Source organism: Psychrobacillus faecigallinarum (genome assembly GCF_014836595.1).
GTDB classification, from domain to species: domain Bacteria; phylum Bacillota; class Bacilli; order Bacillales_A; family Planococcaceae; genus Psychrobacillus; species Psychrobacillus faecigallinarum.
This window is the reverse complement of sequence record NZ_JACSQO010000010.1, coordinates 104,871-131,675: the sequence shown is the minus strand read 5'-3', so window position 1 is coordinate 131,675 and position 26,805 is coordinate 104,871. Positions and strand designations below refer to the sequence as shown.

Sequence of the window (26,805 nt, the reverse complement as noted above, 5' to 3'; positions counted from 1 at the left end):
ACTGAACCAAATCCATAGAAGTATCTTATATAACATTGATCCTATTGGAATTGAAACAGGTTTAGTAGAAAGTCTGAGTAGTTACTTAATCAGGATTTCATATGAACATAACATCCAAGTAGGCCACTTGGTAAATAAGTTAGTGGTTCCTGAAATGCATAAAGATTATTTGGCAAGAAGCTCTATATACGGTGGTAACAGTTTTTATGAAGGTGCTAAAACAATAAATGGATACACGAATAACTCAATTGAATTGGTTTGTGTTTTGGAAAGGTTAACAACCAGAAGAGATCTATTAAACCTAACTCTATTAAAATTAAAAGATTTAGTTCCATTAAGAAATTTACTAAAAGAAACTTTCTCGTGGTGTCCAGAATGTATAAAGAAATGGAACGTTGAACACAAGATTATTTACTATCCATTAATTTGGTATTTAAAACCTATAAAGATTTGTATTGAGCATAAGTGTTATCTTATTGAAAAATGCACATCATGCACCAAGAAAATTGATATACTGCGTAGAAAAATGATCCCAGGTCATTGTCCCAACTGTTTTAACTTGCTAATACAGGATCAACTTAGAAAAGAGATTAACCAGCAGGAATGGCAATGGCATTCATTTGTATATCGAAATATAGAAAGCTTAATAGGATTAAAACCTAGTGAGATATTCACTCAAGAAAATATTAGTAACCAGTTAAATGATATCAATAACAATCTTTTTTCAGACAATATAAATAGTTTTGCTAAATTCTTAAGTATTCCTAAAAGTACTTTAAGAGCCTGGGCTAAATCCGAAAATATCCCTACCTTAGATGGATTACTAATTATCTGTTATAAATTAGAGACTACAATTTTCGATTTCCTCACAAAAAGTTGGGAAAATATAGATTTAAACCATCAGATTGAAAAAAAGAATATTAATAAAGACAAAGCTATTAGAAGAAAACTGGACCTTACTTCTATTGAAAGTAGGCTGAAGGAAGCACTGATATATGAGCCTCCAATTTCAATGGCTTCTACTGCTAGAATAATAGAACACGATAAACGAATCTTATATAGCAATTTTCCGGATTATTGTAAACAAATTTCAAAAAGATATAAAGAGTATATCAATCAAAAATCAAAACAGAGAATAGAAGAATTAAAAAAAGAAATTGAAAAAGCCTTTTATTACTTAGTAAATGAGGGTATATATCCTAGTAGTGAGAAAATTCAGAATAAATCTAATAAAAAGGGGCTGCTCAAGGAGAGAATCCTCCAAGAATATTGGAAAGACCTATTGGCTCAAGAAAATTTTTACAGGAGAAAGGGGAGGAGTAGTAATGATGAGTAATAGTGAGTTTGAAGATTGGGCAATTAAACTCAACTTAACAGACGATGCTAAGAATGAAATACAACGTGTAAGACAGTCACCGCCAGCAAGGAGAGTTGGCGGAGGTAAACATAACGTGAGTGGTCGGTATAGTAGTAAAAAAATGGGAGTTACTATTCAATTTGAAAGTCATAAGGTGGAATTACCTACTATTTACATGTTGGAATATAACGATAATGTTTTAGAATATTATGATCAGCCACCACAAATAAAACTTACCTACTATCAAAGTAATAAGAACAACAAAAAAATGGCTTATTTGAATACACCAGATTTTTTTGTGATTGAAAAAGAAAGGGCATATTGGGTTGAGTGCAAAACGGAAGAAGAGCTTATTAAAAAATCTCAGAGTAATCCAGATAGATACCTTAGGGAGAATGAGCAATGGATATTTACTCCTGGAAAAGATTTCGCAGCTGAATATAATCTAGACTTTCTTATTCACTCATCTTCAGAAATAAATTGGAATCTTCAACGTAATCTTGAATTTCTAGAGGACTATTTTGTTAAAGATTATGTGTTAAATGAAACAAAAATTAAAAGAATAAAGGAATCTATTCAAGAAGCTCCTGGAATAACTTTAAAAGAATTATTACTAAGTGATGAAACTCAGTTTAATGCTGATGATATATATGCACTAATAGTTAAAGAAATTATATATATTGATTTATATAATGAATTAATAACTGATTTAGAAAATGTAAAAGTTTATTTAAATATAGAACAATATAAACTTTTTTCTTTAGTTGAGAATTCAACTAGAAGGAAGAGAAATACTAATACAATAGAGTTGAATAGCGGAAATCATATCGTTTGGGGGAATACAGTTTGGACAATTCTTAATTATGATCACGAAAGTAAAATAGTCTTTTTATATTCAAGGGATGAAAATAAAAATATTGAGTTACCTATTAATTTATTTGAATCGTATATATTAGACGGGTATATTCTTGGGGCTGATAAGGATGAAAATAAGGAAAGTATCGAACTAAAAAAGATGATTTTGCAGGCGAATGAAACTGATTTAATAGAAGCAAACAAAAAGTATGAGATTGTTGTTAAGTATTTAAACGGGGAAAAAATAGAATTTATAGATGTAACAGACAGAACACTCCGCAACTGGGTGAAAAAGTATAAAGATGCAGAAGAACTTTATGGCAATGGGTATGTAGGTCTACTACCTCAAACTAAAAAAAGAGGGAATAGAAATGCGAAGTTACCTGCTGAGACTATAGAATTGATGTATAAGATGATATCTGAAAGTTATGAAACAATAAAATCTAAATCTGCCAAACAAGTTTATCGCGAATTACTTGTAAAGTGCGAGGAATCTAATTTGTATGTACCATCATATGCCACCTTTTGTGAAACAATAAATAATCGAGCATTATATGATATTGAAAAAGCTAGGAAAGGTAGTAGGGCATCTTATAAATATGAAGAGTTTTATATTGAACTTGAATTTACTACTCCAAGACATGGGGAACGAATTTTTGAGATAGCACATATTGATCACACTGAGCTAGATATTGAGCTAAATATTAATGGAAAGGTTTCTAAGCGACCATGGCTTACACTAATGATTGATGCTTACTCTAGACGAATTCTTGCATATTATTTAACCTTTGAAGAACCGTCTTACCGGTCTTGTATGATGGTGATTAGAGAATGTGTGAAAAGAACTAATCGTTTACCAAATTATATAGTGGTCGATGGAGGAAAGGAATTCAGTAGTGTATATTTTGAATCATTGCTAGCGTTATACAGTGTTCATAAAAAACAAAGACCTGCAGCAAAGGCACGATACGGTCATGTTATTGAGCGGTTATTTGGAATTACAAATGAGTTATTTATTCACAATTTAAGAGGAAATACTCAAATCACTAAAAATGTAAGGCAAGTAACTAAAAGTGGAAATCCAAAAAATCATGCAGTGTGGAGACTTGAGACTTTGAATGAACGACTTGATACATGGTTTAGTAATATATATGACAATAAGGAAAATCCATCTCTTAATCAAACTCCAAAAGAAGCATTTGTGGAATCTATAGCTGTGTCAGGTAATCGCTCAAATACTTACATTCCTTACGATGAAAACTTTATATTAATGACTTTACCATCTCCCAAAGGGAAAACAAGAAAGGTCCATCCTGGTCAAGGTATTAAACTAAGCTATTCATATTATTGGTGTGAAGAATTTAGGAATCCTAAAATTGAAGCTACTAACTTAGAAGTTAAATATGATCCATTTAATATTGGGATAGCTTATGCATTTATAGATAATCAATGGGTAAAATGCCTATCTGAACAATATAAATATTTAAATGGAAAGACAGAGAAACAAATAAAATTGATTGCAGAAGAGGTTAGGCAAAAGAGAAAATTATATTCTCGAAATAATACGATAACAGCAAGAATGATAGCTAGTTATATTCTCGAATCAGAAGGAATAGAAGAAATACTTGCTATAGAAAAGTATAAACCTTTAGAAAAGGATCTAAATGTTTTAGAAAATATACAGGTTCCAAAACAAAATGTAGATCTTGTAAAAGAAGATGCAAAAGATGAAGACGATGAACTTGAGATTTTTGGGGAGTTGGTGTAGTGATCAATAAACAAAGATTATTTAGTGAAGAGCTACTAACAAAATCTAAAGAAGAACGTGAAAAGTTTTTTGATGATTTTACTGTTAGCCATCCAAAAATGAAACAGGTATTAATCGAATTAAAAAATGAAATCTATAATGGTTATCATAATATTATAATGGTGGTTGGACCATCTGGTGTAGGAAAATCAAGATTGTTTTATGCAACTGCTCAATCTATTGTAACTGATATGGTTGAAGAGATTGAAGTTGATAAAAGTATTATACCTATTACCGGAATAGAACTCCCAAATCCAGACTTAGGGAAGTTTAATTGGAAAGATTTTTATTATCGTGTACTCACTTCATTAAATGAACCTTTAATTGATTATAAGATTGATGTTAATAATTTGAAGAATAAGGAATACACCCTAAAGTCTAATAATTCAGGGACTGCAGCGGTGTTACGTAGAACAATAGAAAATGCTTTTTATTATAGAAAAACAAAGGCACTTCTTATTGATGAAGCGCAACATTTTTTTAAAATTAATTCAGACAAAAGAGGAGATGGCGAGAAAAATCAAAGACAATTTAATTCAATAAAATCATTAGCAAACATGAGTAATACAAAAATTGTTTTGTTTGGAACATATGATTTAAATACAGTATTTAATTTAGATGGACAATTGTCAAGAAGGGTAAAAGAAATTCACTTTCCAAGATATGACTATACAATACGAGTAGATAAAAAGAATTTTCATTCTATTCTGTTGACATTTCAAAGACTACTACCTGTCCAAGAAGAACCTAATTTAATAGCATACTCAGAATATTTATATGAGAATTCTCTAGGATGTGCAGGAATATTAAAAGACTGGTTGAGGAGATGCCTAGCAGGGGCTATCGAAAATGATGAACCAACTATTACCTATACCAATTTAAAAAAGAACGCGTTAAAAACGAAAAAACTTTTAACCTTGGCAAACGAAGCAATAAGTGGAGAATTAGTCTTTAAAGAAAGTGATAGTGATAAAGATAAACTTAGGGCCCTCCTTGGAACAAAACAAGATGATGTAAAAGAAAAAATAATAAAAAAAGTTTCTACTCCGGGAAAAAGAAACCCTACAAGAGATGATGTTGGTTTAAAATAGTTTTCATTTAAAATTATTTGAAAAAAAATAGAAATGAAAAAATGGTATTTTTATTAATGTGCTACTAAACTAACATTTATACTATGGAGGTATCGATTTGGAAAATATTTTAAACAATCTCCCTAAAAGCAGTTTACTTTATAGCATGAATCCAATTGGAGTTGGTACGTTTAATATAGAAAGTCTTACAAGCTATGTTACTAGGTTAAGTTCAGCTCATAATATAACGTTAGGGGTTTTATTTACTAAAATTATTTATCCATTTTTAGAAAAGGAAAATTTTCCTAGAGATGGAATCAAAGCAAATAAGTCATCTGCTTTTAACAATTTCCATTATAATTCAAATGAACTCGTGTATGCTTTAACAAATTTAACTACCATAAAGAATTTGGAAAATCTTACTTTAATAAACTTTAACTCTTTTTTATCAGATTATGAAGTTCGATCAACTAAATATTGGTGTCCTCTTTGTTTTCAAGATTGTAGAAATAACAAAAGTCCAATCTATGAAAAACTATTATGGAGTTTTGAGGTAGTGGAAGTTTGTTTCGAACATAGATGTAAGTTAGTTAATAGTTGTCCTTCCTGTAATAATATACAATATCATATGACAAGGAGTGGAAGAACAGGGCACTGTTATATATGTGATACTTACTTAGGTTTAACAGATTGTAGAAAATATGAAGAATTGCCACAAGATTATATAGTTTGGCAAAAATGGATCATTGAAAATATAAAAGAACTACTTATACTTAATCAGCAAGAAAGAGTATATAATAATAAGAAATGGATAAATTATGGTGAGAATATCGAATATATTATCAACTTAATAGCTAATAACTATGGAATTAAGAAAAATGATATCTTTAAAGTTTCTAATATTCCAAGAAGATTATATAGTTATTGGAAAAATGGACAAAGAAAGGCTTCATTATATTCGGTATTAAAATTAGGTTATGTTACTTCAATTTCTTTAAACAAATTTTTTTCTCACGAAGAATATATTATGGGAGAAAAAATAAGAAGACTACCTCAGTATATTTACCAAAATAATTTATATAAGAATCAAAAAAAATATGAAATTAATGAACTGAAGGAAGAACTGAGGAGAGTAATTATTAAAAATGAAGATAAAAATAATCCACCCCTTTCTTTATCTCAAATTACAAAAATATTAGGGTATAAAAAAACTGAAACATTACGTAAAAAACTTCCCCATGAAACTGAAATAATAGTAAATAAATATAAAGAGTACATAAATGAAAAAAATATAAAAATGAAAGATGACCTTAGAAGTATCATTATAAAGTTAATGAATGATGGTATTACTCCCTCCTCATCTAATATAGAAGAAGAGTTAAAAAAACCCAAGTTTTTTTGGAAGAATTCCCATAGAGAAATACTTAGTGATCTATTGGAAGAATTAGGTGTAGTGAAAAAAAGCAAATAAGTAAGAAAATGAGAGATTTAAAAGGTTTCTTCTGGAATAAATTCAATAGGAATAACCACTAATCAGCGGCTTTTTTAAAAGAATATTGGTAAACTAGAAGATTCCTATTGAAGTAGCGGAGAAGCCTGAGATAATTTGAATGTTTACCTATCAGTAACTTGATGGAACAATAAGAAATTTACATACATACGCTAAATACCCCATTCAATACGAATGGGGTATTTTAAATTTAATAGGAATTTTAATTCTATATATGTTGAATTTTGCATTCTATTAATATAGAATGAATATTAAGAAAATATAAATTATATTAAAGAGGTGTTAAAGTGGATGTTTTAAATCTTACAAGTAAGAAAAGAGAATCCTATCAAATTCAGCTAGAATACTCAGTTTTATGGGAGTGTGCTTTGGGGATAGCTGCAATAACCAATACCCCATTTATTAAAACTTTAGAAAACCCAGAGGATTATTGGGAAGACCTGAAAAAATCCTTATCAATAGAACTATTAGAGCATTTGAACTTTGTTGAAAGCAACAATACTTGGAAGGCCCTACTTCAATTGTTACATAAGAAAAGATTTAATGATTTATTGGAGTTTACTTCCTACATAAAGGATATTTCAGATACAGATTTTAAATTTATTTGTTTACCCTTTGTTGGCATGAAATTTCAACTCATAAGAAATAAAGCAGCATTAGGCGAGGCAGCGGCTATTGAGGAAATGAAATACTTAACAAGCAACAATCCCTTTTTTCCACGATACATTGAATTCATTAGTACAACAGATGTCAGCTTTCTAAAAGAACACCTTATAGTAGTGATGAAAGGTTGGTACGAAGCTGTTATTAATAAAGATCTCGAAGGACTTAATACAATACTACAAACTGACTATGATATGAAAAAGCAAATGTCCGACAAAATGACTTCTGAAAGACTGGTTGAATGGGCAACTGGAGGAATTGTTTATATGCCAGAACCAAGTGTTAACAATGTTCTTTTAATACCCCAATATATATATCGGCCTTGGAATATAGAGTCAGATATTGAAGGCACTAAAGTATTTTATTATCCCGTAGCGAATGAAAGTATTACACCAAATAATCGATATACACCAAATGACTTTTTAGTACTTAAACATAAGGCATTAGGAGATGAAGTACGAATGAGGATTGTTAAATTACTGTACGAAAACGACCGTACTTTACAAGACATTACTACTCAATTAAACATTGGTAAATCTACAATTCATCATCACCTCAAAATTCTGAGATCAGCTAAATTAGTGGAAATCATTGAATCTAAGTATTCACTTAAAAGGAATGCGGTCGCATTTTTATATGAAGAACTAAACCTATATTTAAGAAAGTAATTGAAAAAGAGGATAAAAAGGAAGGTGACTTACTATTGATTAACAATCCTAGCTTTCGTTCTATTTGGCTGAGTAGTGCAACTTCGGAATTAGGCGGTGCTCTATTTACTGCATGTAATTCAATTTTAATTTACGAGTTAACAGGCTCACCCACTGCTTTAGGGTTGGTATGGCTGATTTACTACATACCATCTTTTTTTATGCAGTTATTTATTGGACCATATATTGATCGTTGGAGTCGTAAATGGATAATGATTAGTTGTCAGTTAATCCGAATGTTGCTCGCTTCTGTTTTGGTCTTATTTCTTTTTCAAGATAACTTTACGATAACTTTTATTTATATCGTTCAAATTATTGTTGGAATAGTTATGCCGATTTTCACACCGGCAAATCAAGCCATTTTACCAACGATCATTGAAAAAGAAAAACTATCACAAGCAAATGCATCATTAGAGTCCGTTCGACAAGTCATGGCGGTTATGGGACCGCTTTTATCAGGTGTCCTAGTAGATGTCTTAGAGATAGAGTGGATACTAGTTATTATATCAATCGCATTTGCACTAAGTGCTGTTACTTTGTTAAAAATAAATGAAAATTATATAAAAATGGCTGTTAGAAAACCGTGGATTGTAGAGTTTAAAGAAGGACTTCAATCCTATTTCAAACATAAGTTAATTGTATGGCTGGGTATATTTTTCGGCTTTGTCCAATTCGGTGTAGGCGTAACAATCGTGACAACTTTACCTTATATAACTACAATATTAAACCAACCTTATTCGGCTTATGGATTGTTTATGTCTGCTTTTCCAATTGGTTACACAATAGGAGCCTTACTTAATTCCAAGCTATTAAAGATTAAGGGTATAGGCATTCTTTTTACTGCGTTATTCATTGGAGGATGTACATATATTTCTTTAGGTATTACACCGTGGTATTTTATTGCTGTCTTGACAGAATGCATGGCAGGTATGGCTATTGCTATTTTTAATATTTACAACATTACACTCATCCAAAGTTCAATTCCAAATCATTTAATGGGAAAAGTGACTTCGGTTCGCTTATTGATAATGCGAACAATGTTACCATTAGGTATATTATTTGCTACAGTAACCGTTCAGTTCTTAAGTATTCGGACATTATATTTTGTAATTGGTAGTGTAATCTGTATTACATCATTGGTTGGGTATCTATATTTAAATAAGCAAGTTAAAGTTGGAAAGAAATTAGGGGAAGTAGAAAGGGAAGGACAGTTTGGTAATTAACTTATTTTTAGGATTATCGGGATTTTTAAATTCAAGTTACTTTAATTAGTCGAACAAGTTAGTGAAATGTTTCACTTTAACTAAAGGTCAACCAGAAAAATCTGGCTAACCTTATATTAACGGGTGCGTTAGTCAAAAATAATATTAAAGTAAAATGAGCCAGGAGAAAATATCCTAGCTCATTTTTATGTGGTTACAGAATTAGAGGGAAGTCTAATTTAAAATGTGATTTGATTTTTCGCTGTTTCATATTTGTATCATAATTTCAAGAAAAATAAATAAATTATATAATTTCCTAAAGTATAAAAATAAAGCATAAGTTTTCCTAAAGTAGAGAGCTTTATAGTTATTTCCTTATTTTTGATTTTTAATTAAGATATTTTATAATATATTCTTCTTAAAAATTCTTTAAAGTCATGTGGCTCTAAGCGTGGGAACTTTATGGTTTATTCTTAGGAAATTATATGGTTTATGTCACATGTCAAAACCCTTGGTATTCAAGGGTTTTCTTTTTTGTCTATATCATTTAGTATCAAGCCAAAAACTTTGCATGTTCAAATAGCTTAAGAACTTTAGAATCGCTCTTCTTTTGCTTTCTAGGTAGTCCAAAAGTAATGATTGAAAATAGTTGATAAACATATTAAGTACATCTTAATTAAACTCATGCCCAGTATTTCAATATTAATCTTAGTATTTGGTCTAAAAAATAACATGTATCCTTTAATTAGCTTGTATTTTGGTAATTCAAATATTATTAATAATGCCGATATGTATAGAGGATTGGTTTTATTTGTAATTAAACATATAAATAGTAATATTATTGTTTAATAGAATTTAAATAGTAAATGACTTGTATCTCAATCTAAAATAACTGAGAACGGTGCTGCGACTATGAATATTAAATTAGAAGAATACAAACAATTAAAAAAGAAAAATGAAGAACTAGTGAGTAAGATGAAAAGACTTACAAGAATGCTAAAAAGCTCTGTAATGAAGAAAGATATGGAATATTTACTAAATATATTAATTCCGGATGTTAATGAGGATTCAGGTTTACCTTATGATGTTTTTTTTGAAATAAATGGTCGGTGTTTAGATTTTGGAGAATTATTAAGAATTGTAGCTTTATTAGTAAAAACTAATAGGTGTGATTTAGCATTCTATATTAGCCAAAAATACACCTCAAAAGATAACATAAAGTCTACGGTATTAAGTGAAGAAACAATAGAGGATTTTCAACTGGCGCTGAATAGGTTTGTCAAAGAAATAGTAGGACAAAAAAATATAGAAGAAATTCATCTTATGATTTTATTTGAAATTTTATCATATAAAGATAATCATGAATTTTTAACTGAATTTGAGAAAATGTTTGATAGGTATATAGAGGAATTAATAACTGCTTGTTCTATAACTAGAAATGATTACTGGCTTGTAAAATTACTATTTATTATTTGGAATAATGCACATAATACGGTTCTTAAAAAGTACTTCGACTATTTGTATACCCGTAGGTTATTAATAAATAGAATGATTTCAGAAAGTAATATGACTTTATGGGAAATGTTGGCTAACTATTCTGGTTATGAATTGTCTGGAAATAAAATGATTTCTATAAAGAAATCTCATTCTAAAAAACATTCTAGGTTTGAAGTCCCGAAAATGATGCCATTAACCAAAACTAATGATGAAATTTCAAATTCGAATAAACATAATGCAGAAAATTGGAAAGATTTTAGCGATTTAAGAACCTTTGGTTATGAAGTAACTAATAAAACAGATGAAGAAAGAAGAAATGCGTTAAATAATGCTTTAATGAATATTCATCCTTCAAGAATTATCTCACATATTAGTTGGCTTCTGAAAAATTCATATAAAAAAGATGGTATTAGAGGAGATTTTAGTAAATCTATCAGGGCATATGAGACGGATTTGCAATACTTAGAAGGAATAATGGGGCGATATAAGAAATGATATATATGAGTGGAGTATAAATATGTAAATTTAGTTGTTTAAGGAGAGGAAAGAAGTAATGCTTAAAAAAATAATTTCGGTATTAGCTCTAAGCTTCCTATTAGTTGGTTGTGCTAATGAAAATACAAAAGTTAACACAGAAGAGCAAAAAGAAATAATTGAAGAAGTTATTGAAAAGAAAACCACTCAGCAGTATTTAGCAGAGTTTGAGAAAACGGCTGTTTATCAAGACCGGATTCAAGGTATAGATAGTAGTTTTCTTGAATCAGTAGATTTTGAGGGAGATGAAGTACCGGAAATGGTACTTGGCATAAATGATGATATAAAAAATAGCAATGTAACAATCTATAAATTTGAAAATGATCAATGGATAGAAGATATATCAAAAAATTATGAGTCAAATATACATATATATTTAGAGTCAATCGGTAAACTTCTATATGAAGATGGAACTGAAAAAGAGGCACTAGCTTTTGAAATAATAGAAGCTCAAGCAAGTACTATCCGCCAAAGTTTATCGATTCTAAATTATAATGAAGCTACACAATCCATTGAAGAATTAGTAGAAATTGAGTTACAATCAACAGAGACATATAGTGCTAATTTAGAAGAAAATAGTTTCATTGTGACAGCAGAAAACGGTTTTACTCAAAATTATATATTTAAAAATGGAGAAATCGTAGACAACAGTGGAAAACGCTTGGGTATTATTATTAATGAGGAATTGTCAAAACTTGTAGGGACAACAATTAATGACTATTATATTAATGTGACAGATTTTTACTATACTGCACAAAGTAAAATTACAGAAAATTTAATAACAGAAGAATATTATGAGGGAGCAATGTGTTCCTTCTACGAAACATTCTTTATTTGTGAATCTCATAAAGAGAGTGGAGGAATGCATGCTTATTACATTACTCCTAAAAATAAAGTAACTGTGGATGAATTAACAAGTATCTTTAATCAAACAGTAGAAGTTGTAGGATGGGAAAATGAGATGGAAGGTGGCTATTCATACACAGCTGAAGTCATGACAGATTCAGGTTTATATAGTCTAGAATTTGATGGAGATTCACCAGATTCAGTTTTAGAATTTATAGCATATGTACCTAACTAAACACAGAGATTCTAAATATGGAACAATTGCTAAATGAAGTTTAATCAAAGACCTTCTAATTTTCAAGATGAATTAGGAGGTTTTTTTCTGTCTAATTAATACATGGCTTATTTGGATATAATGGAGAATTTATTGTATTACAAACGAATTATTAAATTAATTAAAGAATCAACGATATATAAGAAAAGGGGAGAGTCTACATGTTTTCAAGAATAATTAATAATATTTTTAAAAGAGAGTCTACCGAGAAAGTATCTGTTACCAATAAGCAAAGAATAGAGAAACAGTCTAAACCAACTCCTTCAAGAATTGGTGAGCTTGGTGAATATAAGATCAATATACAACTTGACCAACTTCCTAAGAATAGCAAATATCTAAGTGATGTATTAATTGAAAACAATAAAGCTAAGTCTGGATATTCACAAATTGATCATGTTATCTTTACTCCTTTTGCAATATTTGTTGTAGAGACTAAGAATTATAGTGGAACTATTTATGGAGATAGGAGCAGGACTAAGTGGAGTGTTAATGGGAAATTTCCGATGATGAATCCATTTAATCAGAATTATGGTCATATACAAGCGATTAAGGGAGTTCTCGAGATAGAAGGTGAGACACAATTTGTCTCAATGGTCTCTTTTACTAAAAGATGTACTTTTAAAGTAAGTGATGAATTAAGAAAAATACAATCGAATGATTTAATCGTTTATGACATAGAACTATCGGAGTATATTACGAGAAAGATCAATATACTTAAGCTTCAAAATCCTGAACCAATTTATTCTACGAATGAATTACAGAACCTATACAATAAAATAAAGAGTGCTAATATAACTGATTTATATATAAGAGATAAGCATGTTGAAACGTTGAAAGAAAAGGATAGGGAATCTATTAAGAATGAGAATCACCTTTCGAATTGTAAAACATGTGGAAATCCAGTTTCCGAAAAGGTTAAAAAATATTGTTTATTAAACAAAACTCGTTTTAAAGGCAATATATATTGCTTTGAGCATCAAAAACTACTTTAGGAAATTATCTCACTATAAATATATAGGATAGAGAATAAATTGAAGAACGTTCGGTAATCCGATTATTCTTCTAAGTTACATGTCAGCTTGAGTTTTCTAAGTTTCTTGAAACTTGAGCCGATTGTAGAGATTACAACAATAACTAAATATATACAGGGGCTCAGTAAGAAAAATCAAATAAAATTAGCTGTTGCACTTGATTTAGCAAAAACTATTCTAAATAAATACTCATAGTTTTCTATTATATCTTCTCTTTCGAAGAGCTGCCTACCTTTTCTGAACAATCGTATATAAAATAATGATTCCTAAGTGAGCTATACTTAAAGAAAAGAACATACTGTTTTACAAAAAAAATAACAGTGTGTTCTTTTTTTCTTTTTTCATCTTATCTTCTGCTTCCTCATCCACTGAGTAGCAACCCACTTTTCACCTGCTATAACTGGTGCTCCACCATGTAAGGTTAATTCATTTAAAGTTTGGTCGTTATAGAAATACTCAAAGTAAACTGCCATTCCTTTTTTAGGTGTTACGGTAAAATTTAGTTTAGGGAAAAAAGTTTCTCCACCTAGTTCTACATCATTTAAGTACATAACGAGAGTACTAATTCTATTATTATTTGCTACTTTACTAGTTGATGAAAAGAAATCGTAATGGGCTTTATACTCTTGACCGGGTGTATACTGAAGGATTTGAAGGCCTTCTCCGTGTTCAATGGGTATATTCATAACAGAGGAGATTCTTTTTTCGATTCTAGCAACAATAGCGTTTTCACTTTCTTCAATAAACGAACTACTACTTGTTCTCTGCTCATTTACTTCGCGTGTCGTTCCAATTTTAGAACGTTTCATTCTGTCCTTAGACAATCTGATTAGTTCATCGCACTCTTCGTTACTTAACACATTTCCTAAAACCACTATTAATGGTTCTTCTAATCTTGTGACTATGTCAATCTCTCTATCTGTCATTATTTTATGTCCAACGTGATCAAATATAGTTTGCTCTTTATTTACCGTTATCAACTTCAAACCACCTTTTAATCTATTAAATTATTTAACACGAGTACGTTTTTGGATAATGTTTAAATGCGTTAACGGTCTTCTTTTTACTTAAAATACTTTCAGGGTATGTACTTTCTTCTGGAATAAATTTCATTTTATTTTATCACAGAATTTTTATAAATCGCAACTTTGTGAAAATTATAGCAAAAATAATTTTTCAGAGCTGTTGTTTGCTAATGGTGGAAGAAAATAGTGATAAATAACTGCGCATCATTGATTACAAATTATAAAGTTTGTGAAGTAATATTTAGCCAACGGATGCGTTGAATCATCGATAATTACTGGGGAGGTAAAAAGGTGCCAACTTATTAGGAGTGGATAGACTACACTATGGTGGTATTCATCTTAGGGGCACCTTATTTTATTTATCTACTGATCAAGAGTGTTTAACCATGTAGCTAGTTATCTTTACTCAGATTTAATGGCAATAGTGTATGCATCAAACAACGCCCACCTTTATGCAGGTGGGCGTTGTTTTGAATTAATACATAATATTTACTAGTCTTGTTCACTCATAGAGTTAAAAAATTCGTATACAATCGGTTCAATATCAGGCTCGGTATTATAATAGTCATCACCAATTTGATTTAAACCGAATTGGAGGGTTGCTTTGTCGTCCTCATAGAAAGTAATGGAGTACAGAAATCCATCTCTTTCACTTTGATCCTCGTCTGGTATAAATTTAATATCCTTAATTTCTTTTATAAAAGACATTATTTCCTCTTTATTTGTGGTTGTTCGACTATTACTATTACTGCTGTCAAAAACTTCTATTTTGGATACATTCTCTAAATTCTTTTTATAATAATCGTCAATTGTCAATGTTTCAAGTCCACATCCTGAGAGTAAGATTGTGAAAACCATAGTCAATAAAGTGCGTTTCATATGTTTACCTCCAGTTTTGAAACGAGTATTATATATAGCTTAAACGAAACATCTAAAGCTGTAGATTTTGCTTTGTTTGTCATAGGAACGCTCTATCACAGATACACGATTAAACGGTGTGAGATATAAATTGTTACAAGTCGGAAGTGTAAATAAAACAAAAGTAGAGAATATAGAACAACAGATATAGGGAAGACTAACTTGTCTCTTTAAATTAACCATATACTGCCCCAAAACTAGAACCTCATTTCAAAAGAAATGGGGTTCTTCATTTTTTCTAAAGACTTACATAATTAAAGCCATTAATTGGTTAGAATTTTGTACTTTCGGTTAACCTAAATGTATTAAAAATATTCTTATATGGAGGCTATGAGCTTGGATAGTATGTCGAAACCGAATCCTCCTACATTGATGAATGAGCTATCTGAAAAGTTTACCCCTTCTAGTGATATAATCTTCAAGCCCTTACAAATGGAAGGGAATACAGTATTTATGTTCTATTTAAAATCAGTTGTAGATGGTGCTAAGCTACATGGAACGATTATTAAACCTTTTTTTGAAATGAAATCCTTTGGGAGTTACCAATCTTATGTCGAATCGTTGCCGGACTTAACTACGATGAAATCGGGAGAAGAACTGCAAATTGAAATAACGAAGGGACATGTCCTAGTAGCTATAGAAGATGAGTTTTATCTAATAGATATTAAATTAGTGAATTCGAATGAAGTACAGCAAACATTAATGGAGCCTACTATTTACGGTCCACAATTAGCTTTAAGTGAGGATATTGAGACGAATTTAAACATTATTAGGCAGCGTTATCATGAGCCTACCTTAAAGTTTGAAATGCACCAATTGAAGGATAAGGCTCACCAGCCCGTGGCCATTATTTATGACGAAAAGACGGTAAAACAGTCTGTACTCAAAAATGTCAAAGAAAAATTAAAGAATTTAGATGCGACACTTATTCAGTCTGCTGGAGATTTGCAGCTCCACTTAAATGGGTCTAAAATTACTCTTTTTCCTACCCTGATTTTGACGGAGCGACCTGATCGAATATCATATAATCTGGCCGCTGGAAAAGTTGTAGTCATGATTAATGGGAGTCCTCATGCATTAATAGCTCCCGTTGTTTTCTTTGACTTTATGCTCTCGATGGAAGATAACTATCATACTTTTTGGATTACTACGTTTACATTGATACTGAGGTATATAGGTTTGATCATCTGTCTCATTTTACCGGCGTTGTATGTTGCCGTGACGTCCTATACCCCAGATGTTATGAGAACGGAATTGGCGCTTACTGTAGCAGGGAGTAGACTTGGAGTGCCTTATCCGTCCTTTATCGAGGTATTATTCATGCTTATTTTCATGGAGTTTCTTACTGAGGCAAGTATACGATTGCCTAAGGCCATTTCTGCAACAGCTACGACAGTTGGAGGACTGATCTTAGGAACTGCGGCTACTGAAGCAGCATTAACCTCCAATATCATGATTATCATTGTGTCTGCTGTTGCTATTACAAGCTTTGTCATTCCGATTAGTGAGATGAGCTTTTCTATCCGTATTTGTCGATATATGCTAATCATCTATACAACGCTTTTTGGAACGATAGGGTTAATACTAGGATCTCTAGGGCTTGTAATGTTCTTGGCTAACAAAAGAAGCTTTGGTGAGCCCTATCTAAAAATGTATTGGTGGGGGGAGAAGAAAGAAATAGGGGTGCGATCAAAAGGATGAGCCGGTATCTATATTACTTAATAATTGTCACAATGGTTACTAACATCATCGCATCTGTGCCAAGAATTTTAATGAGTGAGAGCAAAAATGGAGCCATAGTGTCCATGATTATTGCTATCATTGTTGGAGTATTTCTTACTATCACTGTTATAAACTTATTTAGGCATTTTCCAAATATGACCTTTCCAGAAATATTACAGAAGTATACTTCTAAGTGGTTTTATTACCCTGTTTTATTTTACTTTGCAATTTCATGGTATGCTGCGGGTCTAATAACTATTGCAACGTATGTTATGCTGTTTACTACTTTTTTGTCTTATGAGACTTCTGTTACCATAACAACTCTGGCATTTATATTGATCATCTCCTTTGGGGTGTTAATGAAGGAGAAAAGTGTTCTTTACACAACTGAGCTCGTGTTAGTTTTGTTTGTACCTGTCATTTTCTTTTTAGTAGTAAAAATATATACTGATTCACGATTAGATTGGGATTTTGTAAAGGTAGCTATTACACACATCAATGAATTACCAAGCTATAATGCCTATTCAGCATCTACGTATATTTTTATAGGTGCTGTGAACATAATTATCTTCAATAAATTTATTAAGTTTAAGAAGAAAGCAGGATTTAAGGAAATAGTCATTTTAAGTTTGACAGGTATCTTCACTTTGTTTACAACATATTTCATACCTATAGGTTTTAATGGCTTTGAACAAATTGATAATTTTACTTTTCCTTGGGTGACAACAAGCGATGCTGTACGCATGAAGTTTGGAATAATTGAGCGAGCCATTTTCATTTTTGTCATTTTATTTTTGGGAGTAGCCTTTATTAGCCTGTTGATCCACTGGCATGTTTCACTGAAAATATTTGAAAGTATTTTTCTGTTTAAAAAATTGAAATGGAAAGAAAGAAATCTCACATCTTATCTATTTGTTTTTCTATTCGGGATTATAGGAATAGCTGTGACGAGACAAATTAGTGAATATCAATTAACTAAACTTTCTACTTATTTCTATAATATATTGCCAATATTCTACATCGTTTTAATCGTAAGTTTACTTTTTGCAAAACGGAGGTTAAAGTCTAATGGCTCATCTTAAATTTCTGACAATTATACTAGTCATTACAAGCTTTCTTTCGGGCTGTGGATTTAAAGATATTGATAATCGAATATTTGTTACAGCGATTGGAATTGATCCTTCTGAAAAAGAAAGCGGTAAATATAAAATTACATTGAAGCTAGCTATCCCTGTTTCATCCATCAAACAAGAAAAAGAACCGAGCTATCAGTATTTAGTGCATGAGGGTGAAAATATAGAAGAAGCGGTTAGAATATTAGAAACACATACGGATAAGGTTTTGGAATTTGGGCATGCAAAAATAATCCTAATAAATGAAGCGCTATTAGAAGAAGAGCTCAAGGATTTTATGGATTATCTTTTTAGAAGAGGGGATATACAAACAATCGCTTGGGTTGCTGTAGCTAAACCTTCGGCGGAAGCTATACTTAGAACTGAACCAAAGGGGGAGGCTGCAGTTGCATCTCCACTTACTAAATTTTTTGGGAATACAGGTACGGAAAGTCCCTATATAGTCTCAACTTATTTATATGAATTTAGAAGAGATTTTCATGGTGAAGGTGTTGATCCGATTATACCAATCGTGGAGTCAAATGAGTCAGGTACTCAGCTAATCGTCAATAAATCCGTAGTAGTGAAGGAGAGGATTAAGCCACTTGAATTATCCTCTAGTTTAACGAGAGACTACAATTCACTGGCAAATAGTATAAGTGGGTACAGCGTTAAAATAGTGACTGATGATTTAAAGCTAGTACTAAATATGGGAACCGTTAAGATGAAATATAAAGTAATAAATGATAATGAACGACCTACATCCATCAAGGTAGACGTAAAAATGACAGGAGTCATCAGCCAGTCAAATAAGCAATTGCCCCTAAACAACTTAGACAAATATAATAAATTAGCTTCCAAAGAGATAAAAGGAAATTTGGAGAAATTACTCACCACGCTTCAAAAGGAAGAGCTAGACCCCTTTGGATTCGGGCTTAGATATCGAACAATGCAGCTATATGATAAAGGTACGTTTAAAAAATGGGAAGAGGCATACCCAAACCTACCAATTGATGTAACCGTAGATATCGCATTAAAAAGTACTGGAACAATCCAATAGAAATACTTATTACAAGGGGAGTATGAAAGCTTTGCTGAGTAGTCTACCTTGGTTTTAATCCCTGCCTTCCATAAAGTCAAAATCGTGTAGCGTTATAGACTCAAATTTGCAAATCTTAACCACTGTTTTTAGGACAGTTTTATAGGGGAAATTAAGTGTTTTAGGCTAAATTTTTGTTAACATTAATTCCTTCATATCATAATGTTTAAACGTTATTGTATCTACTTGATTTAGGATAAAGTAGGTATATAATGGAATTGTAACCGTTTACAAAAAAGAAAAATAGATTAGTGGGAGGAATTTGAATGGGTCGTTTAACAGACAAAGTTGCTATTATTACTGGTGGAGCTCGTGGTATGGGTGAATCTCATGTACGTAAATTCGTAAGCGAAGGTGCGAAAGTTGTCTTCACTGACTTGAACGAGGAAGGTGGACAAGCTCTAGCGAAAGAACTAGGAGAAAACGTCTTGTTTGTAAAACAAGACGTAACAAAAGAAGCGGACTGGACAACTGTTATTGAAGAAACAGAAAAAGCTTTCGGTCCAGCTAACATCTTAGTGAACAACGCTGGTATCAGCATGAGCAAGCCTTTAATGGAAATGACTGAAGCTGACTACCGTAAAATTGTGGACATCAACCAAGTTTCTGTATTCCTAGGAACAAAAGCAGTTGTTCCTTCTATGCAAAAAGCAGGTAGTGGTTCTATCGTCAACATCTCTTCTATGAACGGATTAGTAGGTGGAGCAGTCGGATATACAGATACGAAATTTGCTGTTCGTGGTATGACTAAGGCAGCAGCTCTTCAATTAGCTCACTATGGCATTCGAGTAAACTCCGTACACCCGGGTGTTATTGAAACACCAATGGTTACCCAAGGAGATGCGGTAGAAATGATTAAAGAGTTCGCTAAGCATATCCCACTTAAACGTGTAGCTCAATCTGAAGAAGTTTCTAGCCTTGTTCTTTACCTAGCATCTGACGAATCAAGCTATTCAACTGGATCTGAATTCGTAATCGATGGTGGATTAACTGCACAATAATAAAGTTGATGGAAGGAATAATACTTCCATTATTATAGAGAGCTCCTCAGCAGGTATGAATCTGCTGGGGAGTTTTTTTGTTTATATGACTTACGCTAATAGTAACTGGAGAGGAAGCATATAATTGGGGAAGAAGGGACCTCTAACTATTCACAGTCGTTCACATTTCGGACAAAAAGTATTGACAAAATTGTGAACAAGGTGAATAATATAGGTTAAGAGGGGTGTTTCGAATGGAATCATACGTAAAAATGTTACACGCTACAAAAATTGTAGGTGCAGCCTTGTTAACTATAGGAATTGCTGTCTTTTTATATGGAACATTAATAAGTGAGTATAGTACAGTTATGGGCGTTGGAATCGGAATCGTCATGGGAGCAGTCTTCACATTTATCATTGGGATGATATTAGTTGCTTCAGAGGAAATGATTTTGAACTCCAAACAATTGAAAAAAGAGAGCATCTAAACAAGATACTCTCTGTGAACAAGGTATTTAGAGGAGCTACTCTAAATGCCTTTTTTTATTGGTTAAGTGTAAGTAGTGACTCCTCATGTGCAAAGTCCAGAAAGGCACAACTTTCTTAACCAATCTTTAATGGTTTTACCGGTACACATATTTCACAATAATGGTTGTTTACCATATCCTCCGTGTACCTTTCTAAAATGGGTTTGTTGTCAATTTGATATCCATTGTCTTGTAAAGAAGGAAAAATGCTAGCATATGCAATTTGAATGTCCTCGGCTGTATGTTTAACCTTGTAAACAAGATATTCACCTGCAGCTAGTTCGCCTTCACAAATCGAATCATCCACTTGATAATCCTCTGAAATCACTAAACAAGCATCAAATCTACAGTTTTCGGGAAGTGTTGTCGTAGGGTTATCTTGTTGGATAGCAAGTATAGTTCCCGAAAGATCTTTCTCTTTAGCCCAATTTTTTAACTTCTGCATAACTTCAATATTTGCAGAACCATATGGACCAACCCGTCGTACATAAACCAAGCGATAGTTAGGTAGCGTTTCAACTTCAAACTTCATCGATTCTTACTTCCTTTCTTCTTTTGGAATTGTTTGGTACATTTCGAATGTAACATGCTTAAAAAATATATACACGAGTTAATTTTATAGGCAGCAATTTGCCTACAAAAAATGAAAATTACTCACTTTATTGATTGTAGCGACAGGTGATGACTTATCGCTCACCCCACGGAACGCGTCCACCGAAAGCGGAAATCAGCCATCTATTTTTTGAGTCTTATATTGAGGTTTATTTTGATACATATTAATGAATTCAGCTTGTTCCAGACTCACAACATTTTACCCTACATACACTTTATGATTGAAGCGACAGGCGGCGACTCCAGTGGGATGAGTCAGTCAGATAAGCTATCACAACCGCGCGCGTAGGCGACGGTGATGGCTAATCGCTCACCCCACGGAAAGCGCCTGCCTAAAGCGGAGATCGGCCATTTATTTTTTGAGATTTATTTTTGATACAAACTGCCCGAACTGAATTTGATTTTATCCTAACTACTTTCTCGTCACACAACCTATGATTGAAGCGACAGGCGGCGACTCCAGTGGGATGAGTGGAGTCAGATAAGCCATCACAACCGCGCGCGTAAGCGACGGGTGATGACTTATCGCTCACCCCACGGAAAGCGTCCGCCTAAAGCGGAAATCTCCCATCTCTCTCTCATTCTTTTCAAGTAACCGTTTAGATAGTTTAGCAAGCTTTTTTCAAATGACTTTCTATTCCTACACAACCTATGATTGTAGCGACAGGCGGCGACTCCAGTGGGATGAGTGAGACAGATAAGCCATCACAACCGCGCTCGTAAGCGACGGGTGATGACTTATCGCTCACCCCACGGAAAGCGTTCGCCTAAAGCGAAAATCAGTCATCTATTCTTATATCTTTCCATCTTTATCAACAAAAAAAGAGCGCCTAATAGACGCTCTTCTTCGTTATTACATATCCCACACCATTACAAGTAACGTACCTAAAATCGTTAATAATGCGAGCAATAAGCCGTAATAGACATTGACATAAATGGATTTTTTATCATCCGTTTCGCCAGCATGCATGAATACCACTAGCTGTAAACCGGCCTGGGTAAACGCAGTCAGCAGTAAGATAGTCATTCCAACTCCAAAGGACATATCCATAAAGTACACCAATAATGCTACTGCTGTTAGGACCAATGAAAATGCAAAGCCCATTACTTGCTTGAGAGGGAATAATTCTTTCATATTACATCATTCCTTTCAAGTAGATGAAGCTGAAGATGAAAATCCAAATCACATCTAGGAAATGCCAATATAGAGAGAAAATAAATGACTTATTAGCAGTTTCCGGAGTTAGACCACGCTTCTTGATTTGTAGGAGAATGAACAATCCCCAGAAGAAACCAAATGTTACGTGCAAACCATGTGTCCCTAACGTCGTCAATAAAATCGCCGTAAAGGCACTAGTTTGAAGTCCTGCTCCAACATGTATATAGTGTGTAAACTCGTAAATCTCGACTCCTAGGAAAGCAGCTCCTAGAAGAAGTGTAATCCCAAAGAAAGCCATTGTTGCTTTTGTACGGTTCATTCGCATTGCATGAATGGCAAGACCGATTGTAAAGCTACTCGTTAAAAGTAAAAGTGTCTCAATTAACACTGGTGTTATTTCAAAAATATCTGCACCAGAGGGACCGCTACCTATGCGATCCTCTAAGGTGAAGTAGGAGGCGAAAAGTGTTGCGAAAAGCATAATTTCCGCCCCGATGAAAATCCAAAAGCCCAAGACTTTTAAGCTGTTTTCCTCTGTGCTGTACTCAAGTGGAAGTGACTTATCTACCTTCATTTTTTAGCACCTCGCAATTTTCTTTCCGTTTCTTCGATTTCCTCTACCGAAATGTATCTTCCATGATCCTGTTCAAATGAACGGTATGCTAGACAACCTAAAATACCAATCAATGAAACGATGGCAAGTGGCCATATGCTGAAGATCATTGCAAACCCAAGGGCAAAGAAGATACAGCTCATGATAAATGGTAAACCGCTATTATTCGGCATGTGAATTTTCTCGATTTTTCCTTTGAATATTTCATGACCGTTTTTCTTAGAATCCCAAAACGCTTGTGTAGACTCGACCTGAGGTGTAACAGCGAAATTATATTCAGGTACTGGTGTATGTGTAGCCCATTCCAGTGATCGTGCATCCCATGGGTCATCCCCAATATCGCGAGAAGCATAACGGATACTGTAATAGATGTTATAAACAAGTAACGCGAAGGCTACTGCCATAATACCTGCTCCAACGAAGGAAACCATATTCCACATTCCGAAACCTGTAGACTCAGAGTAAGTGTACATACGACGCGCTTGACCGTCTAATCCCGTAATATACATTGGGATGAAGGCTAGTACGAAACCGATGGATAATAACCATGCAGTCCATTTTCCTAGTCGCTCGTTTAACATAAAGCCGAATATTTTCGGCCAATAGTAAGTAAGACCAGCTAGCATTGCGTAAACAACACCAGGGATAATTACGTTATGGAAATGGGCAACTAAGAACATCGTATTGTGATATTGATAGTCAGCTGCTGACATTGCAAGCATTACCCCTGTAACCCCACCTAAAGTGAACAGTGGAATGAACATGATGGAGTAAAGCATCGGTGTCGTAAACTCGATTTTCCCCTTCCATAGGGTGAACAGCCAGTTAAATATTTTAACCCCTGTCGGAATAGCGATCGCCATCGTAGTGATCGAGAAGATACTATTTGATAATGGACCTTGACCCATTGTAAAGAAGTGATGCGCCCATACGACAAAGGATAGGACAGAAATAACTACCATGGAAGCAACCATTGACTTATAGCCATATAGATTGCGTCGAGCAAAGGTTGAAATAATCTCACTGAATAAACCGAATGCCGGTAGTATTAGAATGTATACCTCCGGATGTCCCCAAACCCAGAACAGGTTAGCCCAGAGCATATCCATTCCGCCATTGTCCGTTGTAAAGAAGTTTGTCCCAAACAGTCTATCCATTGTTCCCATTGCTAGTAATACAGTTAATACTGGGAAAGCGAAAACGATAATGATGTTTGCGATAAACGCTGACCATGTGAACATTGGCATTTTCATTAAAGTCATACCAGGTGCTCTCATTTTCAGGATAGTTGTAATAAAGTTAATACCAGTCATCAATGTACCAAGACCAGCTATTTGAATAGCAATCATGTAATAGTTCGTACCAACAGATGTACTGAACTCATTGCCTGCAAGTGGGAAATAAGAAGTCCAACCTGCATCAGGCGATCCACCTACGATGAAGGAAATGTTGAATAATCCCATACCCATAAAGAACAGCCAGAAGCTAAGTGCATTTAAACGTGGAAACGCTACATCTCTTGCTCCAATTTGTAATGGAATAACATAGTTAAAGAAAAAGATGATAAACGGCATTGCCATAAATAAAATCATTACTACTCCATGAGTGGAGAAGACTTCATTATAATGCTGTGAATCTAAAAATGTGTTTTCTGGCATCGAAAGCTGATAGCGCATCATAATGGCGTCAACGCCACCACGGAACAGCATCAATAATGCTGTAAGCAAGTACATAATACCAATACGCTTATGGTCTACTGTAGTAATCCATTCACGCCAGAGGTATCCCCATTTCTTAAAGTAGGTAATACCTAAAACTATTGCAACCATCGTAAGGCCAATTCCGACCATGGATGCATATATCAAAAAGCTTGGATGTGGTACGGCAAAGCGATCAAAGAAATCCATACTTTTGTTTCTCCTTTCAGGAATCTATAGCTTTTACTATAGTAATCTTGTAATCCTTCAATTAATGCTGAGAATGATCTGATTCCTCAGTTTCATTAGTTTGTCCATGATTCTCATGATCGGACTTCTCATCCTTATCAGTTGATTCATGGTGCTCGTGTTCAGATTCCTCTGCATTATCGCCATGGTCATGACTAGGAGCAGGTGAGAATTCTAAATGTGTTCCTGTATAAGTTGAACGGCCAAGATGACCTGGTTCTAATAATTCCTCAAACTTCTCTTCTGTAAGAGCAGGTGCAGTTTCATGTACTTCCTCTACCCAATCTTCAAAATCGGCATTAGACATAGAGGTAACATCAAAGACGTTTTCTGCAAATCCAGATCCACTGAAGTTCGCATTTCTGCCCATGAACTCGCCTTCAACATCGGCAGCTAAGTGTAACGTAGTCACCATATCAGACATCGCATACTTTTGCCCGCCTAGCTGTGGAATCCAAAAGCTAGTAATTGGTCCGTGGGAGTATAGTTTAAACTCAATCGCACGATTAGCTGGGATATATAAGTAGTTAACCGTTTCAATACCTTGTTCAGGATAACTAAAATGCCATTTCCAGTTAGAGGAAGATGCATAAATGATTAATGGTTCCTGATCCTCATAGCCTTGAGGCGTCGACTCTACAATATAGTTACTTCTAACTGAAACGATTGAAAGAAAAATAACTATTATAATAGGAATACCGATACAAATTGCTTCCACAATCGGACTTCCTTCTATATGAGGTGGCTCGTAATCCTCGCTTTGTTTAGAAGCACGGTATTTTATTAACACAAAAACTAAGATAGCTAAAACGACAATCACAATCCCCGACATTAGGAAAATAGATAACATAATATCATTTGCCTGTGCCTCGGCTTGAGGGCCTTTAGGGTCTAAAACAAGTAATGGCTCGCATCCTGTTAACACAGTGACAATAGTGAAAACCATCGTCAAGAGAGCCCACTTCAATTTTAATTTCATCGTTGTACCCCTTTCCAATCTATTATAAAAAGCTAAGGTAACTAGTGTTGCTTTCAAAGAATTCCTCTCTGTGCCTCTATCTTATTACCATGCCTTCAAAAAAACGAATATAAAAACCGGACTTCACGAATTGTTCAAGAAGATTTGAACGTTCTTTAACACAATTGTGAAATATTTAAGAAAGTGTCAACTTCGTTCATAATTATGGGCTTAATTGGTATTTTTGTACTTTTTGTTTGAGCAGTTTTCAAGTAATGTTGTTCATTTTCCATCTTGGAAAGGCTCTAAAACGAAGAATTAGATATCTGTAGGATGTCTTATTGGAGATAGAAAGGACATAAATTGGTAGCCATATTGAGGTTAGCAGAACAAGCATTAATAACTAACGGAGGAACACAAAATAAATAAAATTCTAAATATGCCATTAACAAAGTTATATCTACATAGCAAGCTAATGGAATTCTAAATAATATTTTATCCTGTTGATTGAAGTGACAGGCGGCGACTCCAGTGGGATGAGTGAGACAGATGAGACATCACAAACGACGCGCAAGCGGCGGTGATGGCTCATCGCTCACCCCATGGAAAGCGACCGCCTAGAGCGGAAATCTATCATCTATATTCAAAATTTAAGTATAAATTAATTCGATTTAATGGCTAAATATAACGGTATAATTTTTTTCATTCTAACTTATCTAATTCACCCTCTACCTATTATTGAAGCGACCGCCTAAAGCGGAAATCTACCATCTATATTCAA

21 protein-coding genes are annotated in these 26,805 nt (G+C 33.4%); 14 read left to right on the top strand and 7 right to left on the bottom strand.

Features of this window, described 5'->3' with window-relative positions; all coding sequences use genetic code 11:
• Position 1: 1 nt before the first annotated feature.
• From H9650_RS17050 to H9650_RS17010, 9 genes are all read left to right on the top strand, one after another.
• Positions 2 to 1,336 carry a TniQ family protein gene (locus H9650_RS17050; protein ID WP_151113193.1) on the top strand — a complete coding sequence of 445 codons (1,335 nt, stop codon included), beginning with the start codon at positions 2 to 4 and terminating at the stop codon, positions 1,334 to 1,336.
• Positions 1,326 to 3,980 carry a TnsA endonuclease N-terminal domain-containing protein gene (locus H9650_RS17045; protein ID WP_151113196.1) on the top strand — a complete coding sequence of 885 codons (2,655 nt, stop codon included), beginning with the start codon at positions 1,326 to 1,328 and terminating at the stop codon, positions 3,978 to 3,980. The genes H9650_RS17050 and H9650_RS17045 overlap by 11 nt, the downstream gene beginning before the upstream one ends.
• The gene (locus H9650_RS17040; protein ID WP_225321646.1) at positions 3,980 to 5,110 is read left to right on the top strand and encodes an AAA family ATPase; all 1,131 of its coding nucleotides are present in this window, start codon (positions 3,980 to 3,982) and stop codon (positions 5,108 to 5,110) included. The genes H9650_RS17045 and H9650_RS17040 overlap by 1 nt, the downstream gene beginning before the upstream one ends.
• A gap of 97 nt (positions 5,111 to 5,207) precedes the next feature.
• Positions 5,208 to 6,560 (top strand): TniQ family protein, encoded by a 1,353-nt coding sequence (locus H9650_RS17035; RefSeq protein WP_151113198.1) that lies wholly within the window; start codon positions 5,208 to 5,210, stop codon positions 6,558 to 6,560.
• 326 nt (positions 6,561 to 6,886) lie between these two features.
• Positions 6,887 to 7,930 (top strand): ArsR/SmtB family transcription factor, encoded by a 1,044-nt coding sequence (locus H9650_RS17030; protein WP_151113201.1) that lies wholly within the window; start codon positions 6,887 to 6,889, stop codon positions 7,928 to 7,930.
• Between the two features lie 35 nt (positions 7,931 to 7,965).
• A complete protein-coding gene (locus H9650_RS17025; RefSeq protein WP_191697721.1) occupies positions 7,966 to 9,192 on the top strand; it encodes an MFS transporter in 1,227 nt (408 codons plus the stop codon).
• 891 nt (positions 9,193 to 10,083) lie between these two features.
• Positions 10,084 to 11,163: a hypothetical protein gene (locus H9650_RS17020; protein ID WP_191697720.1), complete on the top strand. Its 1,080-nt coding sequence runs from the start codon at positions 10,084 to 10,086 to the stop codon at positions 11,161 to 11,163.
• Positions 11,164 to 11,221: 58 nt separating this feature from the next.
• Positions 11,222 to 12,283 (top strand): hypothetical protein, encoded by a 1,062-nt coding sequence (locus H9650_RS17015; RefSeq protein ID WP_191697719.1) that lies wholly within the window; start codon positions 11,222 to 11,224, stop codon positions 12,281 to 12,283.
• A 200-nt stretch (positions 12,284 to 12,483) separates the two neighbouring features.
• On the top strand, positions 12,484 to 13,314 hold the full coding sequence (locus H9650_RS17010; RefSeq protein ID WP_191697717.1) for a nuclease-related domain-containing protein: 831 nt from the start codon (positions 12,484 to 12,486) through the stop codon (positions 13,312 to 13,314).
• A 380-nt stretch (positions 13,315 to 13,694) separates the two neighbouring features.
• On the opposite strand, the gene H9650_RS17005 is transcribed toward H9650_RS17010, so the two are convergent.
• A complete protein-coding gene (locus tag H9650_RS17005) occupies positions 13,695 to 14,279 on the bottom strand; it encodes a 2OG-Fe(II) oxygenase (protein WP_144539166.1) in 585 nt (194 codons plus the stop codon).
• A 591-nt stretch (positions 14,280 to 14,870) separates the two neighbouring features.
• A complete protein-coding gene (locus H9650_RS17000; RefSeq protein ID WP_144538737.1) occupies positions 14,871 to 15,257 on the bottom strand; it encodes a hypothetical protein in 387 nt (128 codons plus the stop codon).
• 384 nt (positions 15,258 to 15,641) lie between these two features.
• Between H9650_RS17000 and H9650_RS16995 the strand changes: the two genes are divergently transcribed.
• The 5 genes from H9650_RS16995 (at position 15,642) to H9650_RS16975 (ending at position 20,697) form a co-directional block, all read left to right on the top strand.
• Positions 15,642 to 16,997: a spore germination protein gene (locus H9650_RS16995; RefSeq protein WP_186318195.1), complete on the top strand. Its 1,356-nt coding sequence runs from the start codon at positions 15,642 to 15,644 to the stop codon at positions 16,995 to 16,997.
• Positions 16,994 to 18,100, top strand: a complete 1,107-nt coding sequence (locus H9650_RS16990; protein WP_144538735.1) for a GerAB/ArcD/ProY family transporter — start codon at positions 16,994 to 16,996, stop codon at positions 18,098 to 18,100. The genes H9650_RS16995 and H9650_RS16990 overlap by 4 nt, the downstream gene beginning before the upstream one ends.
• Complete coding sequence (locus H9650_RS16985) at positions 18,087 to 19,190, top strand: Ger(x)C family spore germination protein (RefSeq protein ID WP_144538733.1); 1,104 nt, start codon at positions 18,087 to 18,089, stop codon at positions 19,188 to 19,190. The genes H9650_RS16990 and H9650_RS16985 overlap by 14 nt, the downstream gene beginning before the upstream one ends.
• Positions 19,191 to 19,495: 305 nt before the next feature.
• Complete coding sequence (locus H9650_RS16980) at positions 19,496 to 20,230, top strand: glucose 1-dehydrogenase (RefSeq protein WP_144538731.1); 735 nt, start codon at positions 19,496 to 19,498, stop codon at positions 20,228 to 20,230.
• 233 nt (positions 20,231 to 20,463) lie between these two features.
• Positions 20,464 to 20,697 carry a hypothetical protein gene (locus H9650_RS16975; protein WP_144538729.1) on the top strand — a complete coding sequence of 78 codons (234 nt, stop codon included), beginning with the start codon at positions 20,464 to 20,466 and terminating at the stop codon, positions 20,695 to 20,697.
• 115 nt (positions 20,698 to 20,812) lie between these two features.
• Here the strand turns inward: H9650_RS16975 and H9650_RS16970 are convergent, their stop codons facing one another.
• The 5 genes from H9650_RS16970 to qoxA all read right to left on the bottom strand — a co-directional run bounded on the left by H9650_RS16970 (position 20,813) and on the right by qoxA (position 26,045).
• On the bottom strand, positions 20,813 to 21,268 hold the full coding sequence (locus tag H9650_RS16970; protein WP_191697715.1) for an AraC family transcriptional regulator: 456 nt from the start codon (positions 21,266 to 21,268) through the stop codon (positions 20,813 to 20,815).
• A gap of 933 nt (positions 21,269 to 22,201) precedes the next feature.
• On the bottom strand, positions 22,202 to 22,483 hold the full coding sequence (gene qoxD / locus H9650_RS16965) for a cytochrome aa3 quinol oxidase subunit IV (protein ID WP_144538725.1): 282 nt from the start codon (positions 22,481 to 22,483) through the stop codon (positions 22,202 to 22,204).
• Position 22,484: 1 nt separating this feature from the next.
• Positions 22,485 to 23,081, bottom strand: a complete 597-nt coding sequence (gene qoxC / locus H9650_RS16960) for a cytochrome aa3 quinol oxidase subunit III (RefSeq protein ID WP_154310141.1) — start codon at positions 23,079 to 23,081, stop codon at positions 22,485 to 22,487.
• Complete coding sequence (qoxB, locus tag H9650_RS16955; RefSeq protein ID WP_144538721.1) at positions 23,078 to 25,027, bottom strand: cytochrome aa3 quinol oxidase subunit I; 1,950 nt, start codon at positions 25,025 to 25,027, stop codon at positions 23,078 to 23,080. Before qoxB ends, qoxC begins: the two co-directional genes overlap by 4 nt.
• Positions 25,028 to 25,088: 61 nt before the next feature.
• Positions 25,089 to 26,045: a cytochrome aa3 quinol oxidase subunit II gene (gene qoxA, locus H9650_RS16950; protein ID WP_191697713.1), complete on the bottom strand. Its 957-nt coding sequence runs from the start codon at positions 26,043 to 26,045 to the stop codon at positions 25,089 to 25,091.
• Positions 26,046 to 26,805: the final 760 nt, after the last annotated feature.

Bases quoted from the DNA above. Each gene is read 5' to 3' on its own strand.
- H9650_RS17045 (WP_151113196.1), top strand. From the start codon at position 1,326: ATGATGAGTAATAGTGAGTTTGAAGATTGGGCAATTAAACTCAACTTA.
- H9650_RS17020 (WP_191697720.1), top strand. From the start codon at position 10,084: ATGAATATTAAATTAGAAGAATACAAACAATTAAAAAAGAAAAATGAA.
- H9650_RS17015 (WP_191697719.1), top strand. From the start codon at position 11,222: ATGCTTAAAAAAATAATTTCGGTATTAGCTCTAAGCTTCCTATTAGTT.
- H9650_RS17010 (WP_191697717.1), top strand. From the start codon at position 12,484: ATGTTTTCAAGAATAATTAATAATATTTTTAAAAGAGAGTCTACCGAG.
- H9650_RS17005 (WP_144539166.1), bottom strand. From the start codon at position 14,279: ATGACAGATAGAGAGATTGACATAGTCACAAGATTAGAAGAACCATTA.
- H9650_RS17000 (WP_144538737.1), bottom strand. From the start codon at position 15,257: ATGAAACGCACTTTATTGACTATGGTTTTCACAATCTTACTCTCAGGA.
- H9650_RS16995 (WP_186318195.1), top strand. From the start codon at position 15,642: ATGTCGAAACCGAATCCTCCTACATTGATGAATGAGCTATCTGAAAAG.
- H9650_RS16990 (WP_144538735.1), top strand. From the start codon at position 16,994: ATGAGCCGGTATCTATATTACTTAATAATTGTCACAATGGTTACTAAC.
- H9650_RS16985 (WP_144538733.1), top strand. From the start codon at position 18,087: ATGGCTCATCTTAAATTTCTGACAATTATACTAGTCATTACAAGCTTT.
- H9650_RS16980 (WP_144538731.1), top strand. From the start codon at position 19,496: ATGGGTCGTTTAACAGACAAAGTTGCTATTATTACTGGTGGAGCTCGT.
- H9650_RS16975 (WP_144538729.1), top strand. From the start codon at position 20,464: ATGGAATCATACGTAAAAATGTTACACGCTACAAAAATTGTAGGTGCA.
- H9650_RS16970 (WP_191697715.1), bottom strand. From the start codon at position 21,268: ATGAAGTTTGAAGTTGAAACGCTACCTAACTATCGCTTGGTTTATGTA.
- qoxD (WP_144538725.1), bottom strand. From the start codon at position 22,483: ATGAAAGAATTATTCCCTCTCAAGCAAGTAATGGGCTTTGCATTTTCA.
- qoxC (WP_154310141.1), bottom strand. From the start codon at position 23,081: ATGAAGGTAGATAAGTCACTTCCACTTGAGTACAGCACAGAGGAAAAC.
- qoxB (WP_144538721.1), bottom strand. From the start codon at position 25,027: ATGGATTTCTTTGATCGCTTTGCCGTACCACATCCAAGCTTTTTGATA.
- qoxA (WP_191697713.1), bottom strand. From the start codon at position 26,045: ATGAAATTAAAATTGAAGTGGGCTCTCTTGACGATGGTTTTCACTATT.